The organism is Natrinema pellirubrum DSM 15624 (assembly GCF_000230735.2).
GTDB classification, from domain to species: Archaea; Halobacteriota; Halobacteria; order Halobacteriales; family Natrialbaceae; genus Natrinema; species Natrinema pellirubrum.
Window position 1 is genome coordinate 93957 of the sequence record NC_019967.1, and the last position, 20631, is coordinate 114587.

Below are 20631 nucleotides of genomic sequence, written 5' to 3' on the forward strand. Positions count from 1 at the left end.
GTTGGTGTTACGCGACTCCGTACTGCTCTTTGAGTGCCATATATTCGTCCTTCTTTGGGAGGATGACGGGCAGATCATCTGGCCTGTCGAAGTCACCTTGAAGTGGCCGATACAACGCTTTCACAGTAGGTTCTAGGTCGTACCACTGTGCGGTCTCGACGAGTGTCTCCTGATCGATATCCTCCGCCTCGATCAGCAGCATCGAATAACTGACGCGCCGGGATCCGCTATCGAGAAGGAGCGTATGGCACACGACTTCAGCAGGCGGTAGCTCCTCGTCTGGAGCATACCAGAACGGAGGCTCGCCGGCGAGGAAAAACTGTAGACCATACACTGCGAACCGGCCCAGTCCGGTCATCTTCCAGTCCGGAGCTGCTTGGAGTGCGTCTGTATCCTCACCGGTCTGCACGCGAACGAGGGATCGCTTCGGATCACACCACGCGATCGTGGCGCTGGGAGCGATTTCTCGGACTCGTGATCGATGTTCGTGCTCTACGGCGGCCCGGACGAACGCCAACAGCGGCGAGACCTCGTCTTGGAGGGCATACTTCGGATCGGATCTGGAGAGTAACGCTCGGTGCTTGAGCGGCGATAACGCGCTGTGGACACCTTGTCGAGTGATTCCGAGTCGGTCTGCGATATCAGCGATGTGTCGTGGTCTATCGAGATACCAACACACGCGGAGGGCAGCTGGCGAGAGTAGTTCCGTCCAGTCTACGTGGCTGAACACCGACTGGAGCGTTCGATACGCTTCGGTGACGGGATGTTCCGCAATGCGGACTCGACGCTGATTGCTGGGGCTACGGGTTTCTGCGAGCAATCCCGTTGCGAGGAATTCGTCGAGTACCTCGTAGAGATGGTCTCGTGAATATCCGGTTTCGGCCGCAAGTTCCTCCGGTGTTGCTTCACGGCCGGTACTCAGCGCGTCAAGTACGGCGAGTCCGGCCTTCGAAATCATCTGGGTCTTTCTAAACCCTATCTATATAAATATGATTTGGCATTTTACTTGACGACTGCTTCGTCCCGGACCAGTTCTGCGAGCGCGTCCTCGAGGGACCCGTGGAATTGCCAGTTCGCCCGCTCGAAGGCCTCGTCGGTCGGGCCGTCCCAGCGGGGGAATGCAGAGTGACCGCTCACTTTGACTATCCACTCTGTCAGTTCGTCGAACGGGTTCCGGGTCGGGAGTTCGACGACGTAGAGGTACTCCTCGTCGCCGTGGATGCCGTTAGCCGGATTCTCGACACCGTAGCCCAGCAGGAACAGCGGCTGGTTGAGGTGCTCCATATTGGACGGCTCGAGGAGATCCGCTGGCTGAGCCGCGTCGATCGTTCGCTCTGGGTCGCCATCCAGATAGAGGTCGACCGTCGAGAGCTTGTTGAGGAACACGAACGTCGCGGCCGTGTAACCCGGTCCGCGCTCGGCACGGGTCGCATCGAGCAGCTCTTTCAGCTGTGCAAGATCCTGGAGGACGCTCCCCGGGTAGCCGTCCGAATGCCGGTACACCTGCGCGACGCGGTCGGCGCCGCCATCTGCCTCATCGGTCTGTTCGACTCGTTGGACGAATCGGAGTTGACTCCGTGTCGACATCGGTACTCGCCGGCACATGTGCGCCGGCACCCATCGCCGGCGCAGGAACAACACTACGCAGTCGTAGCGGGATTGCTATCCACTACGCGAGATGTGACACCTCGTCTGGTTCCTCCACGTCGTCGAATTCACCACGCTCGACTGGCTCCCAATCCTCCCCAGGTGCTGGACTCCACCAGTCGACCTCGTAGGCACCCGGTGCGCCGAGGATCTTCACCCGCGCCGACCCATCGGGTAGGTCGCGACGGAGCTTTTCGTCGACGTGGAGGTTCCACGTTGAGTGGGTGTCGAAGCAAGCGAGAACGGCTTCCTCGTAGCCGCGTGTCTCTCGGGATTCTTGGAGTTCAACCTGCGTATTGCAGTTCCTGCAGAACACGCCCTCGAACGGAATGTGGCTGAATACCTCGTGCCCGCAAACGGGACACCAGAGGAACTCGAACAGTGCCTCACTGTGTCGGTCGATGATTTCTAAACTCATCTGTGAATCTGGCCCGATTGAGACGGGCCACTCATTCCGGCCCAGAAATAAACGCCACCGATGCCGCTGAAAATAGATCCGCCTCTCAATTGCTAACTATCACGACCGTGTTGTACTGGGCGTTGGTCTGAGTGAGTGCACGCACTTTTCAGGAATTTCGTCGTCAGGGATGTTGCTTGGTGCTGTACTGCCGGTAAAGGTTTATCAGACTATACTGCATCTGGTTTTGTATGTCCGCTCCCACAGCCGGAGAAGCCGGAGACGAAGACGGTAATGAGTCTCCTGAAGCTGTTTCTGCTGAGGAGGCACTTGAGATGCTGCCTGACGAAGACGAATTCGAGACCGATTTCTAACACGGTAAAGGTGGGTATGTCTCTCAACGCTCGGCGCCGTACACAATCCTTGAGGGCGCTTCGTATCCACAGTTCCGACACTCGAACCAGCGCTGGACCTTCGAACCGTCAGCCGATTTATCACCGACGACCACGTCGCCGTTCAGACACTCCCGACAACTCATCTCGGGAGCAGGTTGGTCGCGGAGAACGTTCCTGAACGCTTTCGCGTCCTTTGTCTTGTACCCTTGCGACCACACTGGGTAGCCGTCGACGATGATCGCGCCACGCCACTTGTAGCGGTACGAGTCCGGGGCTCGGTGTAGGACAGCCCGAGCGCCAGTCTCGCCGTTTCGATACTCGAGCGTCGGCGTGCGACTTTCACGCCGCCAGTTTGTGATCCGGGGCATCTGTTAAAAGTGGACGTCGGCGGGCACGATCCAGAGCTCCTCGCTCTCCTCCAGCACTCGATCCAACTGTTCGCGGTGACGGATGCCGTTCGCGTGTTCGTTATACAGGAAGATCGTCGGGCCGTCGTACGCACCAACTTGATGGAACGCGTGGCGGGCGAGGTCTTCGTCACGCATGATCTCCTCGTCGGAGAGCTCGTTGAGCGCTTCCTTCACTCGCTCAAGGTTGCGCTCGAACTCTTCTTTCGTCGCCTCCCAGCCACGCTCGAGGAGGTCCTGGCCGTCGTCGGAGTCGACGGGGGCCGCGGTCGGGAGCTCACCCCATCGCGCCTTCCCCGCAACGGACGTGTCTTCCTCATCAAAAGTCACGTGGTAGTCGAAGACTGCGCCGGCGTGTGGGTCGGCGCCGACTAGGCGGTCGAACACCGTCTTTCCGGTGGATAGTGCTTCGTCTTCTGTCGATGCTTCTACCAGACTGTAAATGACCATGTGCATCTCGAACACCTCGAAGCGCCGACGCACCGGGAGTCGTTGCTCGCTCGCTCCTGCTGCGCCGGCACCCATCGCCGGCGCTCAAAAACCTGCTCTGGCGGCCGATCCTCAGGATTTGTCCGCTCGGTCGACAGTGATCGTCAGGTCACCCGATGCGTAGTCGGTCTCGAAATCGACCGCGAACGCGTCCGTCTCGTACGCCGCGTGGTAGGCGCGGTGACGCTCGAGCGAGCCGGTCGCCTTGAAGTGGAAGAACGCAGCCGCCGTGTAGGGCTTGCTCTGGGACTCGATTTGCGCCTCGACCGACACCGGAAGCGCAATCTGTGGTGTGTCGGTGTCAATACTCCTCTCTGTTCTCAGATTACTCATAGTGTATGAGCTGCTTGTCGGAGAGAGCATCGCACAGTCAATTTCGTCTTGAGTTTCTTTCACCGGAACTGACTCTTACAGAGGTGAGTGCAGATTCAGAACGGTACGCAACGCTACGGAATACCTTGATCGCTCATGGGTAGAGGATTGTTGGTAGCATCATAGCGCAGTTTCGAGGATGATTTTGAGCGCTTCGTCGCCGGGTTTTCGGCGGACGCGTTTGCGAAGCTGTAACGCTCTGAGATAGGGTGTGAGTTTGTCTTTGGAGACGCCTCGATGGGGCGAGAGCCACCGTCGCGCCAGCGACGCGTGGCTCTCGCACGTGTTGACGTGCACGTCTCCATCGGCGTATTCACCCTCGCCGTGGACGACACACTGGCGGTCGAAGGCGTCGTCCCCGTTGAGCGGGTCGTACGCCCGAAAGCCGTCGGTGTAGACGGTCAGCGACTCCTGCTGGCGGTCGCCAAGCAGGAGTCGAATCGTCGATTCGTCAGCGGCTTTCGCCGGGTGAACGTACGTTTCTCCCGTACCGCGGTCAGCGAGGATGAACACTGGCGGCTTGTCCTCATGATACGTTCCGCGGCCACGCGTGGACAGGCCACGCGAGCGCGACCAGCCGTCGCGCTCGCGGCCCTTCTTCCCTGCCTTGACGTAGAGCTCGTCGATTTCCACCGGGCCTTCTAATTGTGGCCGAGGCGCGTCCAGCGCCCGCAGGAAGCGCTGGACGCGCCGGTACACTGTCTTGTATGAGACGGCGAGTTCGGCATCCAGTTGCCGAATGCTCGTGTTCAGCCGGATATAGGTGTAGACGGCCAGATACCACTTCCTGAGTGGTATCGCCGAGTGTTCGAAGACCGTGCCGGTCTTGTCGTTGAACGTCCGGCCGCAATCCTTACACAGATACCGTTGAAACACCCGATAGCTGCCGTACCGAATCGCTGATTCGGCACGGCAGCGCGGGCAATAGACGCCGTCACGCCAGCGAATCTGTGCCAGCAGATTCGCGGCCCGACGCTCCGAGACAAACGTCTTGATAGGGAACATTGTTCGTCGGGTGGCGCGGTCGCGCCACCCTTGCCCGCTGTGACTTCCAGCTACTGCTCCAACTCACCAACAATCCGCTACAGAAGAGCGTTCAGTGATGGAATCCGTAGCTAACATTGCTTCTCGGACCTCTGAGAAGCGCGGGCGGTGTCCTAGCACCGTCCGATTTTCTCGGAGATCCCGCGTTCTCATTACCGAATACCAGCCCCATCTACTTAATAGTTACATCGTAACATACATAGTAACCCCTTCCGTGGTGAGATGAAAGACCACCGTAATGCTTAGTGCTCGATGAGAATAGCCTGTAGTAAGATGGTGAACAAGGATTTCGAGCCTGATGACCGGCAGGAGGCTATTCTTGATATACTAAAAGAGGGACGGGAAGATGGCGAGCCATGGGGATACGCGAATCCAAAGCGCCTTGAGGAGGCACTCGAGACGCGACGGCAATACATTAATCGGGCACTCCGAGGACTTGTAGATGCAGGCTGGGTTGAAAAGGTGAATCGAGGGCTCTATTGTTTTGTTACTGACCCGAGGGAAGAATAACGTATGTAGTAGGATCTCGACCGAGAAGGTCTCGGTGGGCTTGTTTTGAACGAGCTGAAACAAGATGTGACAGCAACGATCCGTAGTGACGGGCCAATCCACGATGGTTGATGGACGAAACCGACCTCGAGAAAGGGAACGTCGAGTTTTCCCACTGGAGTCTTCGCGATGCCGGCTGGATCCAGCGCATCTCACGAGGACTCTACGAATTCGTCGAGGATCCCGCGAAACCTGCCCTCGCGGCCACCGTGGTCGGACGTGGACGCGGGCCTGCACCGTGCGCTGCACCCAGCCCACGGGCCGCCGCTGCCAAGTGCGTATGGTATGTCGGCCGCGGCGTTGCGGCGTGGGGATGACGGCGACGCTGGCCCAATCCGTTGTTGGGAGGTCGACACGGTGTGAACCCCGCGCCGTGCGGTCGGCATCGACAGAAGGCTACTGGAGGTGATGAGCACTGATCGACCAGCTACTGGCCGCCCCCAGTAGTAGTCGGTCAGGAGGTGGCGGCCAGTATCTGTCTTCTGGTCCAGTCACCATGATCGGTGCCCGTACTCACCGGCAGGGGTGCCCATCGGCCGCACGCCGGCAGGCGGTGTCGAGCCCTCGGGCCGGTGTCCGTGCCGTGATCGCCCGCGTGATCTCGGCTATCCCCTCCGCTGGTCCCGGGTGGGCGAGCCTGATTGCGATCCCATCGTCGGTCTCGACCGTGCACACACGATACCCGTGCACCGTCTCGCCGACAGTCAGGTCTGGGCCCATACCGGCTACCCCGTGCGCATCAGGGAAAGCTACACTGCAAGCTGTGGGATGGGCGCGGCACCTGCCGCCGCCCACGGCAGTGACGACCGGGGCGGACACCATACACAGCGACGGGGCCCATGGCATACAAGTCCCGACGCCACCCCACGTTAGGGTGGCGCGGTGAGGAGCGCCGATCCGGAACGGACCTCTCGGGACTCCTCTCCGTCGGGCAGGGTGCATCCATGACGGCATGGCAGCCGTCGAGGCACGGGGGAGTGAGGTGGTTGACGGCTCCCTGCCGTGCCGTCGCCGGTGGCTGCGGCACGAGACCAGCTCTCCCAGTGCTGGCGGACGCGCGATCAAGCGACTCTCGCTCTCAGCTACGGGGTTACTCTCCAGTCGAAGTCGGCATGAATCCAGCGTTCAGTATACATTCAGTACGTCACGCTGGAGTCGGGAAGTTGTCGGCTTGGAGATCGGGAGCCGAAGCGAAATCGGTACGTGTTTAGCCCCGTCTGATTTCGTCACTGTCTCGTAGGTGGTGGCCTGTGACAGATACATGGTCTGTCAGCAGGGAGTCAGTCTACATTCTCAGGGATGGTCTCCGCTGCCCGGAGACCATCCCGTCGGCCCTGCTGTCGTCGTTTCGAGGTGGAATCGATGAGCTGGGACGATCTCTCCAAGGACGAACTCCTCTCGCGGTTTCTCCAGATGGAGGAGCGAATCGACGAGCTGGAAGAGAAGATTGCCCAGAAGGACAAGCGGATCGAGGAACAGAACGAACGGATCGAAGAGCAGCAAGAGCGGATCGAAGAGCAGCAAGAGCGGATCGAAGAACTCGAAACACGTCTCCGGAAGTACGAGAATCCACACACTCCACCCAGTAAGCGACGGTCGGGGACCGACGAGTCCCCGACCTCGCAGGACGACGAAGACGACGATGTCCGAACTGATGGTGGTACTCCCGGTCGAAAGGACGGTCACAACCCGGAGTGGCGCTCTCCGCCCGATCCTGATGAAGAAATCGAGGTCACCTCTGACTGTTGTCCCGAGTGTGGCGACCACTTCGACGAGTCGGTGGGCGTCAGCCCCCGACTCGTCGAGGAAGTCCCGGATCCACAGCCACCAGAAGTCACCCAGTACAACCGACACCGCTACCAATGCGACTCCTGTGGAACTGAGACGGTTGCGACTCACCCCGACTGCCCCGATGAGGGGCAGTTCGGGGTGAACGTCATCGCGCAATCTGCCCTGTCACGGTACGATCACCGCCTTCCCTACCGGAAAATCACGGACCGCTTCGAGCAACTTCACGGACTCGAACTCTCAGGTGCATCCGCGTGGCACGCGACCGAGCGCGCTGCGCGCGCCGGTCGCTGTGAGTACGAGCAGATCCGTCGAGAGATTCAGGAGGCTGAAATCGTCCACGTTGACGAAACCGGCATCAAGCGTGACGGTGACCAAGCGTGGATCTGGACGTTTCGGACGGACGAGCATACGCTGTACGCGGTCAGAGAGAGTCGTGGGAGTGATGTTCCCGCGGAAGTCCTTGGCGAGGACTTCGCGGGAACGGTCATCTGTGATGGGTGGACGGCGTATCCAGCGTTCAGCAGTACGCTTCAGCGGTGCTGGGCACATCTTCTCCGGGAGGCTGAAGACGTTGCTAGTGACCACGAGGAGGCAGAACCGGTGTACCGGTATCTCAAGCAGATGTTCGTCGGTCTCCAGTCGTGGCTGGAGACCGACCCAGATCCTCGTGCGAGAGCACAGATGCATCGAGCGTGTCAGGACGGCCTCAGATCGCTCGTTGAGCGGTCAGTGACCGACGAACCAGTGGCAACACTCCTCGGGAAGATCGAAGGTGGACTCGACCACTGGCTCACCTTCGTCGGTGAGCCAGCGGTCTCCCCGACGAACAATGCCGCAGAAAACGCCCTTCGTGAACCTGTTGTTCTCCGGAAAATCATCGGAACACTCCGGAACGACCGTGGCATGTTCGTTCACGAGACGATCTTGTCCCTGCTGGCGACGTGGCGCCAGCAGGGACGCAACCCATACGAGGAACTTACGCGGGTTGTCCACGACAACGAAATGATCTCACGAGAGCAGACTGTGCCGGTTGTTGAGACCTCGGGGTAAACACGTACCGACAACGAAATGATCTCACGAGAGCAGACTGTGCCGGTTGTTGAGACCTCGGGGTAAACACGTACCGAAATCGTAATGGGTCGATGCCGAGGAACGGTCGTAGTTATCCGTACAGACTCCGCTCGGGTCGTCCCACGCAATGAACGCTCTTGGTCCATTTGCTGTTTTGCCAACGCAATCAGAGACTTTGGCGTTCGAGGCGTTGGCTCGCACTGCTGCCCCCGTCCCCGTCCCGTCACCGAACTCATCAATAGCGATGTTCTCGACTATTGCATCCGGTGCGAGCGTGTCATAGAATAGTTCTCAGGAGGCGTTGTTCACGGTTTCGCCCTTGAGCAAAACCCATGACTGACGAAATTCATAGGATTACACGCGAATTGGAAGCTGTATAATCGCCAAGTTGAGGGTATGAGACGTATTCTATGACACGCTATCCGGTGCTGCAATGTCAACGCCACTGTTATGTGATCCGCATTTAATATCTCCCCCCTCCAAGAGAAGTGGTTCCCTTCGACACGGGTCAACTGATTCGTCCCCCCTCCTGATTCGATATTAACGTCTAAATCGGAGATTTCGACGTTTGGTCCCTGAACGTCAATGACAATGCCCCACCCTCCCGACGTGGAGGTCTGTTTTATATCTCCTCCAATCACGATAGCATCCTCACATAAATACAGTGCGCTATCCGCTCCCGTTGCGGTTTGTTTATCAATTTCAGGGGCGATTATCGTCCAATCGGAACAGTTCGAATTGTGTGCCTCAATGCCCCCTTTGATCCCGCCGTGGATGTGCGGATCGACGATGCGGATATTAGATGCCCCGTATTGGACGGTCTTGATTGCGCTGCCGTCGGCCATGCCTCCAAGGTCTGCATCAGTGATCGTCACATCGTCAGCCCCATCCCAAGACCCATCGGGTAGTTGGATATCAAGTGAGACACTGCGGTCATAGCCGTCCCGTGTTTTTGGTCTGATTAGTTCGTGGCCGCTGCCCGCGAGTTGCCACGCTCGGTCCCCAATGTCGTCAGTCGAACAATCGACATATCGAATGTTCGTTGACAGAGAGCGTGCAGCGAACCCACTCCCACCAGAATTGTGTTCCTGATATGGAGAGGTCCGAGTGGCCGAACAGCGGACGAACTCAATGTCGTCACAGTCCTCCGTGATATAGGCGTGGAGTCGCTTAACCGTCTGATCTTGGCCGTCGTAATTCCCATCGAAATGGAAATCCTTGACCGTCACGCCCGTCGTGGCTGAATTGCTGCCGATTCGGAACCCGCCGACGTTAGCCCCGTCTGCAACTGTGATCGTCGTCTGTCCGTCAACCCCACGAACAACCACGTCGTCAACGTCGAGATCGAGCCAGTTGGAGATCGTGATCGACTTGCTGGCGCACTGGATGATCTCTCCTTGGGAGGCATTTACGAGGGCATTGACTAACCCCGATCCCGTCGAGACGAGTGTGTCCCAATCGCCACGTAGTTCATCTGTATGTAACACTACCGTCTGATTCATTATCGCCAGCCGCAAACCTCGCAACTGGGACCTCGCCCACGTCCGCCGAGAAGGGTGCAGACCTAGTCGCTGCGGCAAGTCCACGCTTTGGTTCAGATGGCGACGCGCTGCTGCGCCGGGGGAAGCTGCGCACCGCGTAGCCGGCCAGCCCGCCCGTGTCTCGGCCGACGCCCCGATCGAGCGGGGCGATGGGACACGGACCGCGGCCCACGGCTCTCTAACCGCCATCTGCCCCTCGTTGCCCGTCGACGGCCGCGCGGGATCGGCTGATCTCCCTCCCCACCAGCACCGCCGCACGGCGGCAGCCCACCGCCGGCTGCGCCGCCACTACGGCTCGCCGAGGACAGGTACTGGAGACAGTCTCCAGACGCCGGGACACACCCGGCGCCTGTGAACTCGGCCGCACCTGCGATGGCCGTCCCCATCGGCGGTGACCGCGTGCGCTGGCCAGTCTCGGGCGCATGCACCGCTGCTTGCATCGGGCGCAGCCGACTCGCGACGTTTGCAGGCTCAGCGTCTGTCGGCGCAGCGCGTCTTGCTCGTCGCCGAGCAGTGATCGGTGCTGTTTGACACGCCCTTGACGGTCAGAATCTCTTTCCCGGAGATGTCTAGAGTTAGATCACCGTCGGACTACACGACTTTATCAGGCCCCACAACGCATCCTCCGGTGTGTTTCCGCTTGGCCATCTCGCCTTCGCATATCTCTGGTATGTCGTGTACGGGGTCCTCACACGTCGGCCGTTGCCGGCACGCTGGGCGCTGCTCCCGGTGGCGATCGGCAGTCAGTTCCCTGATCTGCTCGATAAGCCACTGGCGTATTACGGCGTCCTCGCAAGCGGCCGGTCGGTCGCCCATTCGCTGCTGGTCGCAACCCTCGTCGCCAGCCTCGTTACCTGGGGCGCCCACGTACTCCACCGCCGGCGCCCCGCACATCACTGGGTCGAGCGCCTCGCTCCCGTCACCCCAGCGGCGTTCAGCATCGGCTACCTGTCGCATCTGGTCGGCGATAGTCTCGAGCCCCTGCTTGCGGGTGCCTCCACCGACGTGACCTACCTGGGCTGGCCGCTGCTCGCCGCACCCCGGTATGCGGGCGACAGCGTCGCCCCCTGGGTACGCCTCCTCGCGCTGTACCGCCAGCCATGGACCCACCCGGAAGCCCCTCTGATCGTGATGGCGCTGCTCGTGTTCGTCTCGCTCCGCGTCTGGGCCCATCTCGACTCGCCACGCGCTGCCGACTCCTGACTGCCTGTTGCATCGCCGTGGTTCAGTTCAGTCCGCCACTGCCCGCCAGTAGTGGCTCTCGATCGGCCTGCGGCGTGGCCGTGTGCGGCGGGCGAGCGGAGTCGACGGCCGTCGTGATCGCCTGCCACTGGTCGATCGCTGCGCCATTGAGATTCCTCCGTCGAGAGACACTGGCCACAGCCGTGACTGCGAGCGGTCAGCCACGGCTGCTCCCGAACACGACGATGTGCGAGCAGTACCAACGGATCCCAGGGGAGATCCGGGTCACCATCACTACCCTCCCGGCTAGTGGAGTCCCATCGCCTCGATCTGTTCTTGATATCGGTTCCGGATGGTGACTTCGGTGACTTGTGCGACGGCGGCAACCTCCTTTTGGGTCCGCTTCTCATTACAGAGGAGCGAGGCGGCATAGATCGCCGCGGCGGCAAACCCAGTCGGGGACTTCCCGGATAGCAGCCCCTGCTCGGCTGTGGTATCAATGATCTCGGTGGCTTTGGCCTGGACCGTCTCGCTCGAGTCGAGTTCGGAACAAAACCGGGGAACGTACTCCTTTGGATCGACCGGTTCCATCGCGAGCGATAGCTCTTGGGCAATATATCGGTACGTCCGCCCGATCTCTTTCCGTTCGACCCGTGAAACGTCGGCAATCTCCTCTAAACTCCGGGGAATGCCTTCACGACGACATGCAGCATAGAGACAGGCCGTGGCAACCCCTTCGATCGACCGCCCTCGGATGAGATCCTCGTCCAGCGCTCGTCGATAGATGACACTGGCGACTTCGCGAACTGAGCGGGGTATGCCGAGTGCGCTTGCCATTCGATCGATCTCGCTGAGTGCGAACTGGAGATTGCGCTCCCCGGCATCCTTCGCCCGAATGCGTTCTTGCCACTTGCGGAGGCGGTTCATCCGGCTGCGCTTGTCCGCCGACAGGGAGCGGCCGTGGGCATCTTGGTCCTTCCAGTCGATCTGGGTGGTGAGACCCTTATCATGCATCGTCTGGGTTGTAGGTGCCCCAACCCGGGACTTGCTCTTCCGTTCAGCGTGATTGAATGCGCGCCATTCCGGTCCGCGGTCGATGTTCGTTGTTTCGATGATCAGTCCACAGTCCTCACAGACGAGCTCCCCTTGATCCTCGCTTGTAACGAGCGAACTCGAACCACATTCGTCGCACGTCTGCTCGCTTACCGATTCTTCAACGTGGTGATCGGTTTCTGATTGCCGTTCCTGCTGGCGAGTTGACCGCTCCATGGTATGTGTCCCATATCCAGAGTATCTTAAGCCCTTGTTCCTCCTCGCCGCTCACCTATGTCTGTCGTACGTGGCGAGCGACGGCCTCCCGTACGTGTCCGCCAGCAGCGCCACCGAGGTGGCCGGAAGCACGGTTGCTCCAAAACAGTGGCAACGTCCCTTGCTTCTAGCCGCCGGCGATCAAAGGTACTTGACGCGGTTGAGCGCTGCCGGCTCACGGAACGACTAGGCGTTCTCTGCCGGGCTGGCTCCTAGTCCGTCCTTGACCAGGGCCGATGTTCCCTCCCCGTTCCTGAGCCGATCGCCGCGTGTTTCGGACGGGAAACCCGGCTTGTGACCTCGTAACAGCGACACCGGTCGGTAGATCAGGGCCGAGTCCAGCCGTCCTGCCCGGCGGGTTGCGCCGCCGGCGAACGAGAGCGGTTGTGCTCAATTGGTTCCTTCCTCAGCCAGTCTTAGCTGCTGCATGACATCGCTACGCTATTTCATCAGTATAATTGTGGATTTGCCAGCGCGCTGCCCGGCGGTGTGGATGGGTATAAAAAGTCCATACCGAATAACGTGGTGATTGGGGCGTTGACAGTCGAGGCGATTTATGAGGGAGATCGCTGTCTGGGCGTGTCGGGGGAGCCGATGCAAGCCAACTCAGCTATCACGGACGGGAGGTACCGCGATCACTCACCGATGCCGGCAGCGCACCGACCGGACAGTAGGGGTGGTGGGAGCCGATGAACCCCATATGGCGACCGAGTGCGCACCACGTACAGACCGGGACCGTGCCCCGTGAGTGGCCATGACGGCGGTCGATCCCCATGACGGGGCCGGGCGCGGCACCCCGGCGGCGCCCGACCGGCCAGTCGAGGAACTCGTCGTCACACCGGCCGATGACGTTTCGCCCACGTTGTCGATCGTCCTGCCGACGAAAAACGAGGCAGCGGGGATCAACGAGTGTCTCGACCGGATCGAACGGGCGATCACTACCCTCGGTGTTCCGACGGAGATCATCGTCAGCGACAGTTCAACCGATCGAACGCCGGAGATTGCCCGTGCCCGCGGCGCGACCGTCGTCGTGTCGGACCGCCCGGGCTATGGCGCCGCGTACCGGCGTGCGTTCGAGGTCGCCCGCGGTGAGTTCATCGTGATGGGAGATGCGGATACGACCTATGACTTCGCCGCCATCCCACACCTCGTCGAACACCTCGTCGCGACCGACGCCGATCTGGTCCTGGGGAGTCGCCTCGCGGGGGAGATCGAGCCGGGCGCGATGCCCTGGCTCCACCGGTATATCGGCAACCCACTGCTCACACGGTTTCTCAATACGTTCTACGGTACCGAGGTGAGCGATGCTCACAGCGGCTTTCGGGTGGTTACGCGCGCTGCGTTGGAGACGCTCGAGTTAGAGACCGATGGGATGGAGTTCGCCAGCGAGATGATTATGAAAGCCGGTGCCCGCGGGCTGGCGATCGAGGAGGTCCCGATCACGTACCACGAACGCGAGGGGGAGGCCACCCTCGAGAGTTTCCGGGACGGCTGGCGCCACGTCCGGTTCATGCTCACCAACGCCCCGGGCTATCTGTTCTCGGTCCCAGGCCTCGGCCTGGGCATACTCGGACTGATCTTCATGGGCCTCGTGGCGGCTGGTGCTCCTGTCGGTGGCATCACCCTCGGCGTGCGGTCGATGATCGCTGGCGGCGTACTCGTCCTCGTCGGCTATCAGATCATGAGTTTCGCCGTCTTCTCGACCGTGGCGACGGATCCGATCCAGCAGCCGTCGGATCCGCTCACGAGGTGGCTGAATCGGGCCCTCACGATCAGGCGTGGGGGTGCCGGCGGCTGCGTAGTGTTCGCGGGCGGAAGCCTCTATGCGCTGGCCCTGCTCCACAGGTGGTTGACGGCCGGCTACGCGGCACTACCGGTCGTCACCAGCGATATTGCCGCGCTCGTCGCCATCGCGCTCGGCGTTCAGACGGTGTTCACCTCGTTTCTGGCCGAGATGCTGCGAGAGTACCGGCCCGCCCGCACGCGGGCCGGCGCCCAATCGGCCACGGAGACAGACGGCCACGACCCGGCGGCAGGCGATTAATCGGGTGGCTATCTGCCACACCGGCCAGTACTCCGGCGGACGCCGCTGTCAGTCGCCCGACTCTAGGTGACCGAGTCGCGGGAGTCGTCCTGGCTGTAAACACCGGCAGTGCGTTTGTCGACTGCCGAACGCCCGCTGTCTGGAGGTCGCCAGCCACGACAGGCAGGCGGATCGCGCCACCGACCTGGCTGCGGCACCGCATGTTCGGTGACTGGCGCGCCACCGCCTCGACAGCCACGGTGCGGGTCGTCGCTACCGCGTGTGCGGGTGGTGAAGCGGCCCCACGCCCGCGTCCGGCGCCGGTGTCGCCCTTTAGTGGCAGCCACCAGTACTGCCGCCTGGCCCGAGCTGGTGACGGCTGCGATGATACTATGCGGGCTGGTCCTGCAGACCGTCTCAGACTCGAGGGCTGGGGACGAGACGGATCCGGGTGTAGCAACTTGAACCACCTGTTGGGTCCCGGATCGGCGGTGACCTAGTCTATCGATCGGTCGCGGTCGCACGCAATGCCGCCTGCAACAGGTGTATGTGTCTATCACGCTCGCACATGCACGGGCCCGAAGACACCAGCGGCAGCACCCGCCAGCGCTCGGGACAGCCATCCCCGACGCGTTCGCGGCGGCGCATCGAGCCACGCCGATGGCTCCCAGGTCTCGGCGGGGCCGGCCCTGCACCGTCGGGCAGAAGCGGCGGTGACCACCGACGAGTCACTGGTCTTACCCGCTCCTAGTACGCGGTCTATGAGGTGTCTCTGCTACGCGACAGCTGGGTCACCACTTTCGTAGACCTGACCGGGACGCCACCGCTAGAGGGCGACGGCCTACTGTGCTGACGGCGTGCTGGGCACCGGGGGCGACCTCTTGATTGATGCGCCGTCAGCACCACTCGAGCGCCGCTCTGGCAGCCGTCCGGCGTGACGAGAGAAAGCTGACAGAGGCGCCGGCCACTTGCAGCATTCGCGGGACCTGCCCCTCACCTGGTGGACAAAAGGGTGACCCGGCGATTCACCACCTCGAGGCAGGCGCGACGGTCCGGCACACGCGCTACCGGATCCGTGTTGGTCGCTCGCCGGGCCGATCATACCACGCAGCCCACCTGATCGGCTGCCCACCCTCGCTGGCGGGTGGCGGCAGGACAGCACCGTCGCTTGCGGCCGCCCCATCTAAGTGTCCGAGCGGTCGCCAGCAGCATCGGCGTTGGCTGGCGAATCCTGGTCGCGGCGCTTCCCAGTCGGCGTATACTGCTCGCGGGCCGCTGCCCGTCCGCGCGGATGGCGCAGGAGCCCCCAGTAGAGCAGCGCGCGGTGGAGCCGCAATCCCAGCCGCTTGCGCCGGTCCATGTCCCTTCTCCGAGTGGGAGACTCGTATACCCACCCCCTAACTGTAGACCGTGGAGCGTGTCATAGAATCCATCTCATAGCTTCTCACAGCCCGGTTCGTTTCCTCGCTCGTAGTTGGTGATTGCAACGACGAGCCGGAGACACAGTGCAAGGAACACTTCTGTTCGTGCATGGACGCGGCCTCGGGCGCGGACGTGCCCGAGGCCGCAGTCCTTGACTGCGTCATTGGTTCGCTCGACTCCTGTCCGGCTGTTGTACGTCTCGTCCAAGATGGATTGTTTCAGCTGAACGTCCTCGCTGTGTTTCTCGATTCGGTCTTCGACCCTGTACTCGATGTCTTTCGGGTCGTCAGTGTTTCGCGGATTGTATGGAGCGATTGGCACGACTCCTGCGGCCAGCAGGTAGTCGTGCCAATCGAGAATGTCGTAGGCGCTGTCTCCAAGCATCCAGATCGGTGTATCGACGGCGAGCGCGTCACGGGTGACGCGCATCGCCGTCTCTTGGTCTGCTTGTTTGGCCTGTGTGAACTCCGCTGCGATCGGGATCTTTGCGCCGGTTGAGACGATCGTACAGCCGAAGCCGTAGTAGTACTCTTCGGCCGTTGGATCGTAGTTCCACGAGGCAGCATCGTTGTACTGGATCGCCTCGATGTGCGTTGAATCGATGGAGTACGTTGAGTCGAGCAGGCTGCGGGCGGCAGCCTGCTCGACGAGTCTCTCGAAGACATCGTCGATGACGTGTTCGAGGTCGGTAAGAAACCGGTCAATCGTGTCCCTGGATGGTGGTTTGTCGAGTCTGCAGTAGTACCAGACGAGGCCGTGTTGGAGTTCTCGTGCAACCGGTCGTGTGCCGTAGATGTCCTTGTAGTAGCAGTGTAGAAAGCCACGAAAGAGGTCTGGTGGCTGGTGAACTCGTGTTCGCCCCCGCTTCGAGGGGGCGAACACGTCATACTCCAGCAGAAACTCGAACTCAAGGTGCTCGAACAGCGGTACTGCATTCGTCTTTAGTTAAGCGAGAAACCGCGTGATAGCGGCGGCTTATCGAGGCATCTTTCGGAAGGAATGAGGAAGTCCAGTCTGTGCACGACAAGGACTCCTCATCTCGGATTATGCGTCGGCTCACTACACTGTTTCCCTCTGAGTTCCTCGAAGAGCACGCCGAGGAACTCGGCGTGGTCGAACGTGACCGCAAGCTCCAGATCCCTGCCTTCGTTTGGGCGTTCGTGTTCGGCTTCGCCGCAGGCGAAAGCCGAACACTCGCTGGGTTTAGACGCTGTTACAACTCTACTGCCGATGAGACGATCTCTCCGGGTGGATTCTATCAGCGGTTGACACCGACACTTGCGGAGTACCTCCGCGACCTCGTCGAGCATGGTCTCGACGAGGTCGCTGTTCCTAACGCTGTTGACGCTGATCTCGACCGATTTAGAGACGTGATGATCGCTGATGGAACGGTGTTACGGTTACACGAATTTCTCTCAGACCAGTTCGAAGCCCGCCACGAGGAGCAGGCTGGAGCGAAGCTCCACCTGCTCCATAATGCCACAGAGCAGACGATTGAACGGCTCGATACTGCTAACGAGAAAACGCACGACAGCACCTTGTTCAAAACAGGGCCGTGGCTTGAGAATCGCCTCCTGCTGTTCGATCTCGCGTACTTCAAGTACCGCCGGTTTGCGTTGATCGACGAAAACGACGGCTACTTCGTGAGTCGGCTGAAGCAGAACGCGAATCCGCTGATTACGGGGGAGTTACGGGAATGGCGCGGCCGCGCCATTCCCTTAGAGGGCAAGCAGCTCCGAGCTGTTCTCAATGATCTTGACCGGAAATACATCGATGTAGAGGTCGAAGTCGAATTCAAACGAGGGCCGTACAATGGGACACAGTCGCTGGATACGAAGCGATTTCGCGTCGTCGGCGTCCACAATGAGGACGCCGACGACTACCACCTGTACATAACGAATTTAGCGAGGAAAGAGTTCTTTCCGGCGGATTTAGCGGAGATCTACCGCTGTCGGTGGGAAGTTGAGTTGCTGTTCCGGGAGCTGAAGACGCAGTACGAATTGGACGAGTTCGACACGAGTGACGAACACGTGGTGAGGATCTTATTGTACGCAGCGCTGCTGTCGCTGCTTGTAAGCCGCGATCTGTTGGATCTAGTCACTGAGCAGGCGGATGATGAGCTTGTGTTTCCGACAGAGCGCTGGGCGGCGACCTTTCGGTCGCACGCCCAGCTTATTCTCCACGAACTCGGTGAGTTCCTCGGCTACTCACCGCCGCCGCTGCTCGACCGGCTGATCGAAGACGCTCAAAAGATCCACAAGCAACGACCAATCTTACAAGAGACGCTCGCTACCGCTACACAACCGAGGTGTGAGTCTTAACTAAAGACGGATGAGCGGTACTGTCTCGGTAGCCGCGACATTCAAGAAGTCGTCTACCGAAGCTACGTCTTGCAGGGTTGCGCTTGTGTTGGACACACTTCGCGCACCCTGCTGCTTCGTACGTGACTCTTTCTATGACACGCTCGTAGACCGTGATCTAGCCACTACCCGCGGGCGCAGGGGGACCTCTCGTCGGCGACGAGAGGTAGGCACCGCGGAACTCCCACTCATAGATACCACAGCGCGGATACCACGCCCTTTAGGGCGTGGAGGAAGCGCGTCACTCGGTTAGTCAGTCCTCGCTCAACGGCCCGTCGGAATCCAACCCCTTCGCACCTCGGAGTAAGACCCCTTTCCACGTCATTCCGTGCGAGTCCTTTATCTCGCTCAGTCGTTCGTACTGTTCCTCGTCGTCGATCTCTATCTTTATGTAGCGCACACATATCTGCACTATTTCCGTTTCGTTTATAACTCACGGTGCCGTACTCGTAGTTGTGACGACGACCGCCACGAAAACGCTCGAAGCCACGCTCGCCCCGCCCACTACGGGCAAAGAGCAACGCCTTGAGCGTACCGTGGCGACCTACCGTCGTGCACTCTCGGACACCTTCGAGAGTGGTGTGGAGACGCAGACGGCGGTCAACGATATCGTCACGCCGTACACGCTCACGTCCTATGCGAAGGATGCGCTCAAGAACTACGTCCCGAAACTTCGGGATACGTACAACGCGTCGGAGTTGGCCGACGACCACCCGGTTCGGTTCACGAACCGTGGGTTCACCCTCGACCATTCCGACGAACGTACACACGAGTTCTGCTGGCGCGTTCCACAGGCCGGACGTGGGAACGCTTTCTGGATTCCGCTCCAGATCGATCCCGAACAGGAATCGCTCTGGTTCGACCTGCTCGACGAGAGCGTGACGGTTGGCGAGTTTCGACTCCAACAGCACCGCACGAACTGGGTGCTACACGTCACCGTCGAGTATGAGGTAGCCGAACCAGATACACCGGGTGACCCGAGTCGAATTGGTTTCGAGTATGTGTTTAGCCCGAGCTGATTTCGGTACTGTCTCGTAGGAAGCGTTCAACGGACGCGACATGAACAGGCAGCAGACATCGGATACGACTCTCAGGGATGGGCTCCGCAGCGGAGCCCATCCCGTTGCCTCTGCTGTCATAACTGGTTGGTGGAGTCTGTGAACGCAGACGATTTCACCAAAGAAGAGCTATTTTCTCGGTTGCTTCAGCTTGAGCAGCGGGTCGAAGAACTTGAGCAAGAAAACAAGCGGAAGGACAAGAAGATCGATCAGTTGCAAGAGCAACTTGACCAGAAGGACGAGCGGATAGAAGAACTCGAAACACGTCTTCGCAAATACGAAAATCCGCATACACCGCCCAGTAAGCGACGGTCGGGGACTGACGAGTCCCCGACCTCGCAGGACGACGAAGACGAGAATGTTCGAACCGACGGCGGCACTCCTGGACGGAAGGACGGCCATGATCCAGAGTGGCGTGTAACAGCTGGTCCCGACAAAGAGATCAAAGTCACCCGTGACTGTTGTCCCGAATGTGGCGAACACTTCGACGAGTCGGTGGGCGTCAGCCCCCGACTCGTCGAGGAGGTTCCTGATCCGCAGCCTCCTGAAGTCACCCAGTACAATCGCCACTGCTACCAGTGCGACTCTTGTGGAACAGAAACTGTTGCTAAACACCCCGACTGCCCCGATGAGGGGCAGTTCGGGGTGAACGTCATCTCCCAAGCAGCACTTTCTCGGTACGATCACCGCCTTCCCTACCGGAAAATCGCTGATCGCTTCGAGCAACTGCACGGGTTAGAACTCTCAGGCGCGTCCGCATGGCACGCGACCGAGCGCGCTGCGCGCGCCGGTCGCTGCGAATATGAACAGATTCGAAGACAGATTCAGCAAGCAGAGATCGTTCACGTCGACGAAACTGGTATCAAACGCGAGGGTGAGCAAGCATGGATCTGGACGTTTCGGACGGGAGAGCACACGCTGTACGCCGTAAGAGAGAGTCGTGGGAGCGATGTCCCCGCGGAAGTCCTCGGCGAGGACTTCGCGGGAACGGTCATCTGCGATGGGTGGACGGCGTATCCAGCGTTCACCAGTAATCTTCAGCGGTGCTGGGCACATCTTCTCCGGGAAGCCGAGGACATTGCTAGTGACCACGAGGAGGCAGAGCCGGTTCACCGGTATCTCAAACAGATGTTCGTCGGTCTCCAGTCGTGGCTGGAGACCGACCCGAGTCCTCGTGAGAGAGCACAGATGCACCGATCATGCCAGAACGGGCTTAGATCGCTCGTTGAGCGGTCAGTAACCGACGAGGCAGTGGCAACACTACTCGGGAAGATCGAAGGAGGGATCGACCACTGGCTCACCTTCGTCGGTGAGCCAGCGGTCTCCCAGACGAACAACGCAGCTGAGAACGCACTTCGTGAACCAGTCGTTCTCCGGAAAATCATCGGGACACTTCGTAACGATCGAGGTATGTTGCTCTGTTGAACGCAAGACGGCGGCAGTATTGAAATTTTGATATTCAGGCAGATGGCGTTAGAACTCCTGTACTAATGGTTTTGAGATCTGGATGATGTGGGAGGAGTACAGTTCGTTGATTCTGCAACCATCAGAATTAGGTCACTTTGTGAGAACCCG

Annotated in this window: 15 protein-coding genes and 4 pseudogenes; 8 read left to right on the top strand and 11 right to left on the bottom strand. The window is 60.2% G+C overall.

Features of this window, described 5'->3' with window-relative positions; genetic code table 11:
* Nucleotides 1-7: 7 nt before the first annotated feature.
* From NATPE_RS18850 to NATPE_RS18860, 3 genes are all read right to left on the bottom strand, one after another.
* Nucleotides 8-958, bottom strand: a complete 951-nt coding sequence (locus tag NATPE_RS18850; protein WP_015310258.1) for a MarR family transcriptional regulator — start codon at nt 956-958, stop codon at nt 8-10.
* 44 nt (nt 959-1002) lie between these two features.
* Nucleotides 1003-1587, bottom strand: a complete 585-nt coding sequence (locus NATPE_RS18855) for a hypothetical protein (RefSeq protein WP_006181020.1) — start codon at nt 1585-1587, stop codon at nt 1003-1005.
* Nucleotides 1588-1669: 82 nt separating this feature from the next.
* Nucleotides 1670-2065 carry a DUF7567 family protein gene (locus tag NATPE_RS18860; protein WP_006181022.1) on the bottom strand — a complete coding sequence of 132 codons (396 nt, stop codon included), beginning with the start codon at nt 2063-2065 and terminating at the stop codon, nt 1670-1672.
* Nucleotides 2066-2295: 230 nt separating this feature from the next.
* Between NATPE_RS18860 and NATPE_RS23340 the strand changes: the two genes are divergently transcribed.
* Nucleotides 2296-2418, top strand: a complete 123-nt coding sequence (locus NATPE_RS23340; RefSeq protein ID WP_275040165.1) for a hypothetical protein — start codon at nt 2296-2298, stop codon at nt 2416-2418.
* 23 nt (nt 2419-2441) lie between these two features.
* On the opposite strand, the gene NATPE_RS18865 is transcribed toward NATPE_RS23340, so the two are convergent.
* From NATPE_RS18865 to NATPE_RS18880, 4 genes and pseudogenes are all read right to left on the bottom strand, one after another.
* The gene (locus tag NATPE_RS18865; RefSeq protein ID WP_006181024.1) at nt 2442-2807 is read right to left on the bottom strand and encodes a DUF7568 family protein; all 366 of its coding nucleotides are present in this window, start codon (nt 2805-2807) and stop codon (nt 2442-2444) included.
* 3 nt (nt 2808-2810) lie between these two features.
* Nucleotides 2811-3302, bottom strand: a complete 492-nt coding sequence (locus NATPE_RS18870) for a hypothetical protein (RefSeq protein ID WP_006181025.1) — start codon at nt 3300-3302, stop codon at nt 2811-2813.
* Between the two features lie 105 nt (nt 3303-3407).
* Nucleotides 3408-3647 (bottom strand): annotated as a pseudogene (locus tag NATPE_RS18875) (hypothetical protein); the annotation flags it as partial.
* A gap of 180 nt (nt 3648-3827) precedes the next feature.
* The gene (locus NATPE_RS18880) at nt 3828-4712 is read right to left on the bottom strand and encodes an IS1595-like element ISNpe7 family transposase (protein WP_006181027.1); all 885 of its coding nucleotides are present in this window, start codon (nt 4710-4712) and stop codon (nt 3828-3830) included.
* 312 nt (nt 4713-5024) lie between these two features.
* Here NATPE_RS18880 and NATPE_RS21635 point away from each other — a divergent pair, with 312 nt between their 5' ends.
* Together NATPE_RS21635 and NATPE_RS18890 are read left to right on the top strand one after the other, a co-directional pair.
* The gene (locus NATPE_RS21635) at nt 5025-5261 is read left to right on the top strand and encodes a helix-turn-helix domain-containing protein (protein WP_006181028.1); all 237 of its coding nucleotides are present in this window, start codon (nt 5025-5027) and stop codon (nt 5259-5261) included.
* A gap of 1401 nt (nt 5262-6662) precedes the next feature.
* The gene (locus NATPE_RS18890; protein ID WP_015298760.1) at nt 6663-8141 is read left to right on the top strand and encodes an IS66-like element ISNpe8 family transposase; all 1479 of its coding nucleotides are present in this window, start codon (nt 6663-6665) and stop codon (nt 8139-8141) included.
* Between the two features lie 326 nt (nt 8142-8467).
* On the opposite strand, the gene NATPE_RS18895 is transcribed toward NATPE_RS18890, so the two are convergent.
* Nucleotides 8468-9664, bottom strand: coding sequence for a hypothetical protein (locus tag NATPE_RS18895; RefSeq protein ID WP_015310262.1), 1197 nt, complete (start codon nt 9662-9664; stop codon nt 8468-8470).
* Nucleotides 9665-10333: 669 nt separating this feature from the next.
* Here NATPE_RS18895 and NATPE_RS18900 point away from each other — a divergent pair.
* Nucleotides 10334-10906, top strand: a complete 573-nt coding sequence (locus NATPE_RS18900; RefSeq protein WP_015310263.1) for a metal-dependent hydrolase — start codon at nt 10334-10336, stop codon at nt 10904-10906.
* Between the two features lie 285 nt (nt 10907-11191).
* Here the strand turns inward: NATPE_RS18900 and NATPE_RS18905 are convergent, their stop codons facing one another.
* A complete protein-coding gene (locus NATPE_RS18905; protein WP_006181032.1) occupies nt 11192-12154 on the bottom strand; it encodes a transcription initiation factor IIB in 963 nt (320 codons plus the stop codon).
* A 793-nt stretch (nt 12155-12947) separates the two neighbouring features.
* On the opposite strand from NATPE_RS18905, the gene NATPE_RS18910 reads away from it, so the two are divergent.
* Nucleotides 12948-14237: a glycosyltransferase family 2 protein gene (locus NATPE_RS18910; protein ID WP_006181034.1), complete on the top strand. Its 1290-nt coding sequence runs from the start codon at nt 12948-12950 to the stop codon at nt 14235-14237.
* Nucleotides 14238-15650: 1413 nt separating this feature from the next.
* Here NATPE_RS18910 and NATPE_RS18915 read toward each other — a convergent pair.
* A pseudogene (locus NATPE_RS18915) lies at nt 15651-16577 on the bottom strand (IS5-like element ISNpe19 family transposase); the annotation flags it as partial.
* A gap of 107 nt (nt 16578-16684) precedes the next feature.
* Here NATPE_RS18915 and NATPE_RS18920 point away from each other — a divergent pair.
* A complete protein-coding gene (locus NATPE_RS18920; RefSeq protein WP_015298935.1) occupies nt 16685-17959 on the top strand; it encodes an IS4 family transposase in 1275 nt (424 codons plus the stop codon).
* Between the two features lie 292 nt (nt 17960-18251).
* On the opposite strand, the gene NATPE_RS22850 is transcribed toward NATPE_RS18920, so the two are convergent.
* Nucleotides 18252-18398, bottom strand: a complete 147-nt coding sequence (locus NATPE_RS22850) for a hypothetical protein (RefSeq protein ID WP_006181042.1) — start codon at nt 18396-18398, stop codon at nt 18252-18254.
* A 55-nt stretch (nt 18399-18453) separates the two neighbouring features.
* Between NATPE_RS22850 and NATPE_RS18925 the strand changes: the two are divergent.
* Both NATPE_RS18925 and NATPE_RS18930 read left to right on the top strand, forming a co-directional pair.
* A pseudogene (locus NATPE_RS18925) lies at nt 18454-18996 on the top strand (transposase); the annotation flags it as partial.
* 159 nt (nt 18997-19155) lie between these two features.
* A pseudogene (locus tag NATPE_RS18930) lies at nt 19156-20475 on the top strand (IS66-like element ISNpe25 family transposase); the annotation flags it as partial.
* Between the last annotated feature and the right edge of the window lie 156 nt (nt 20476-20631).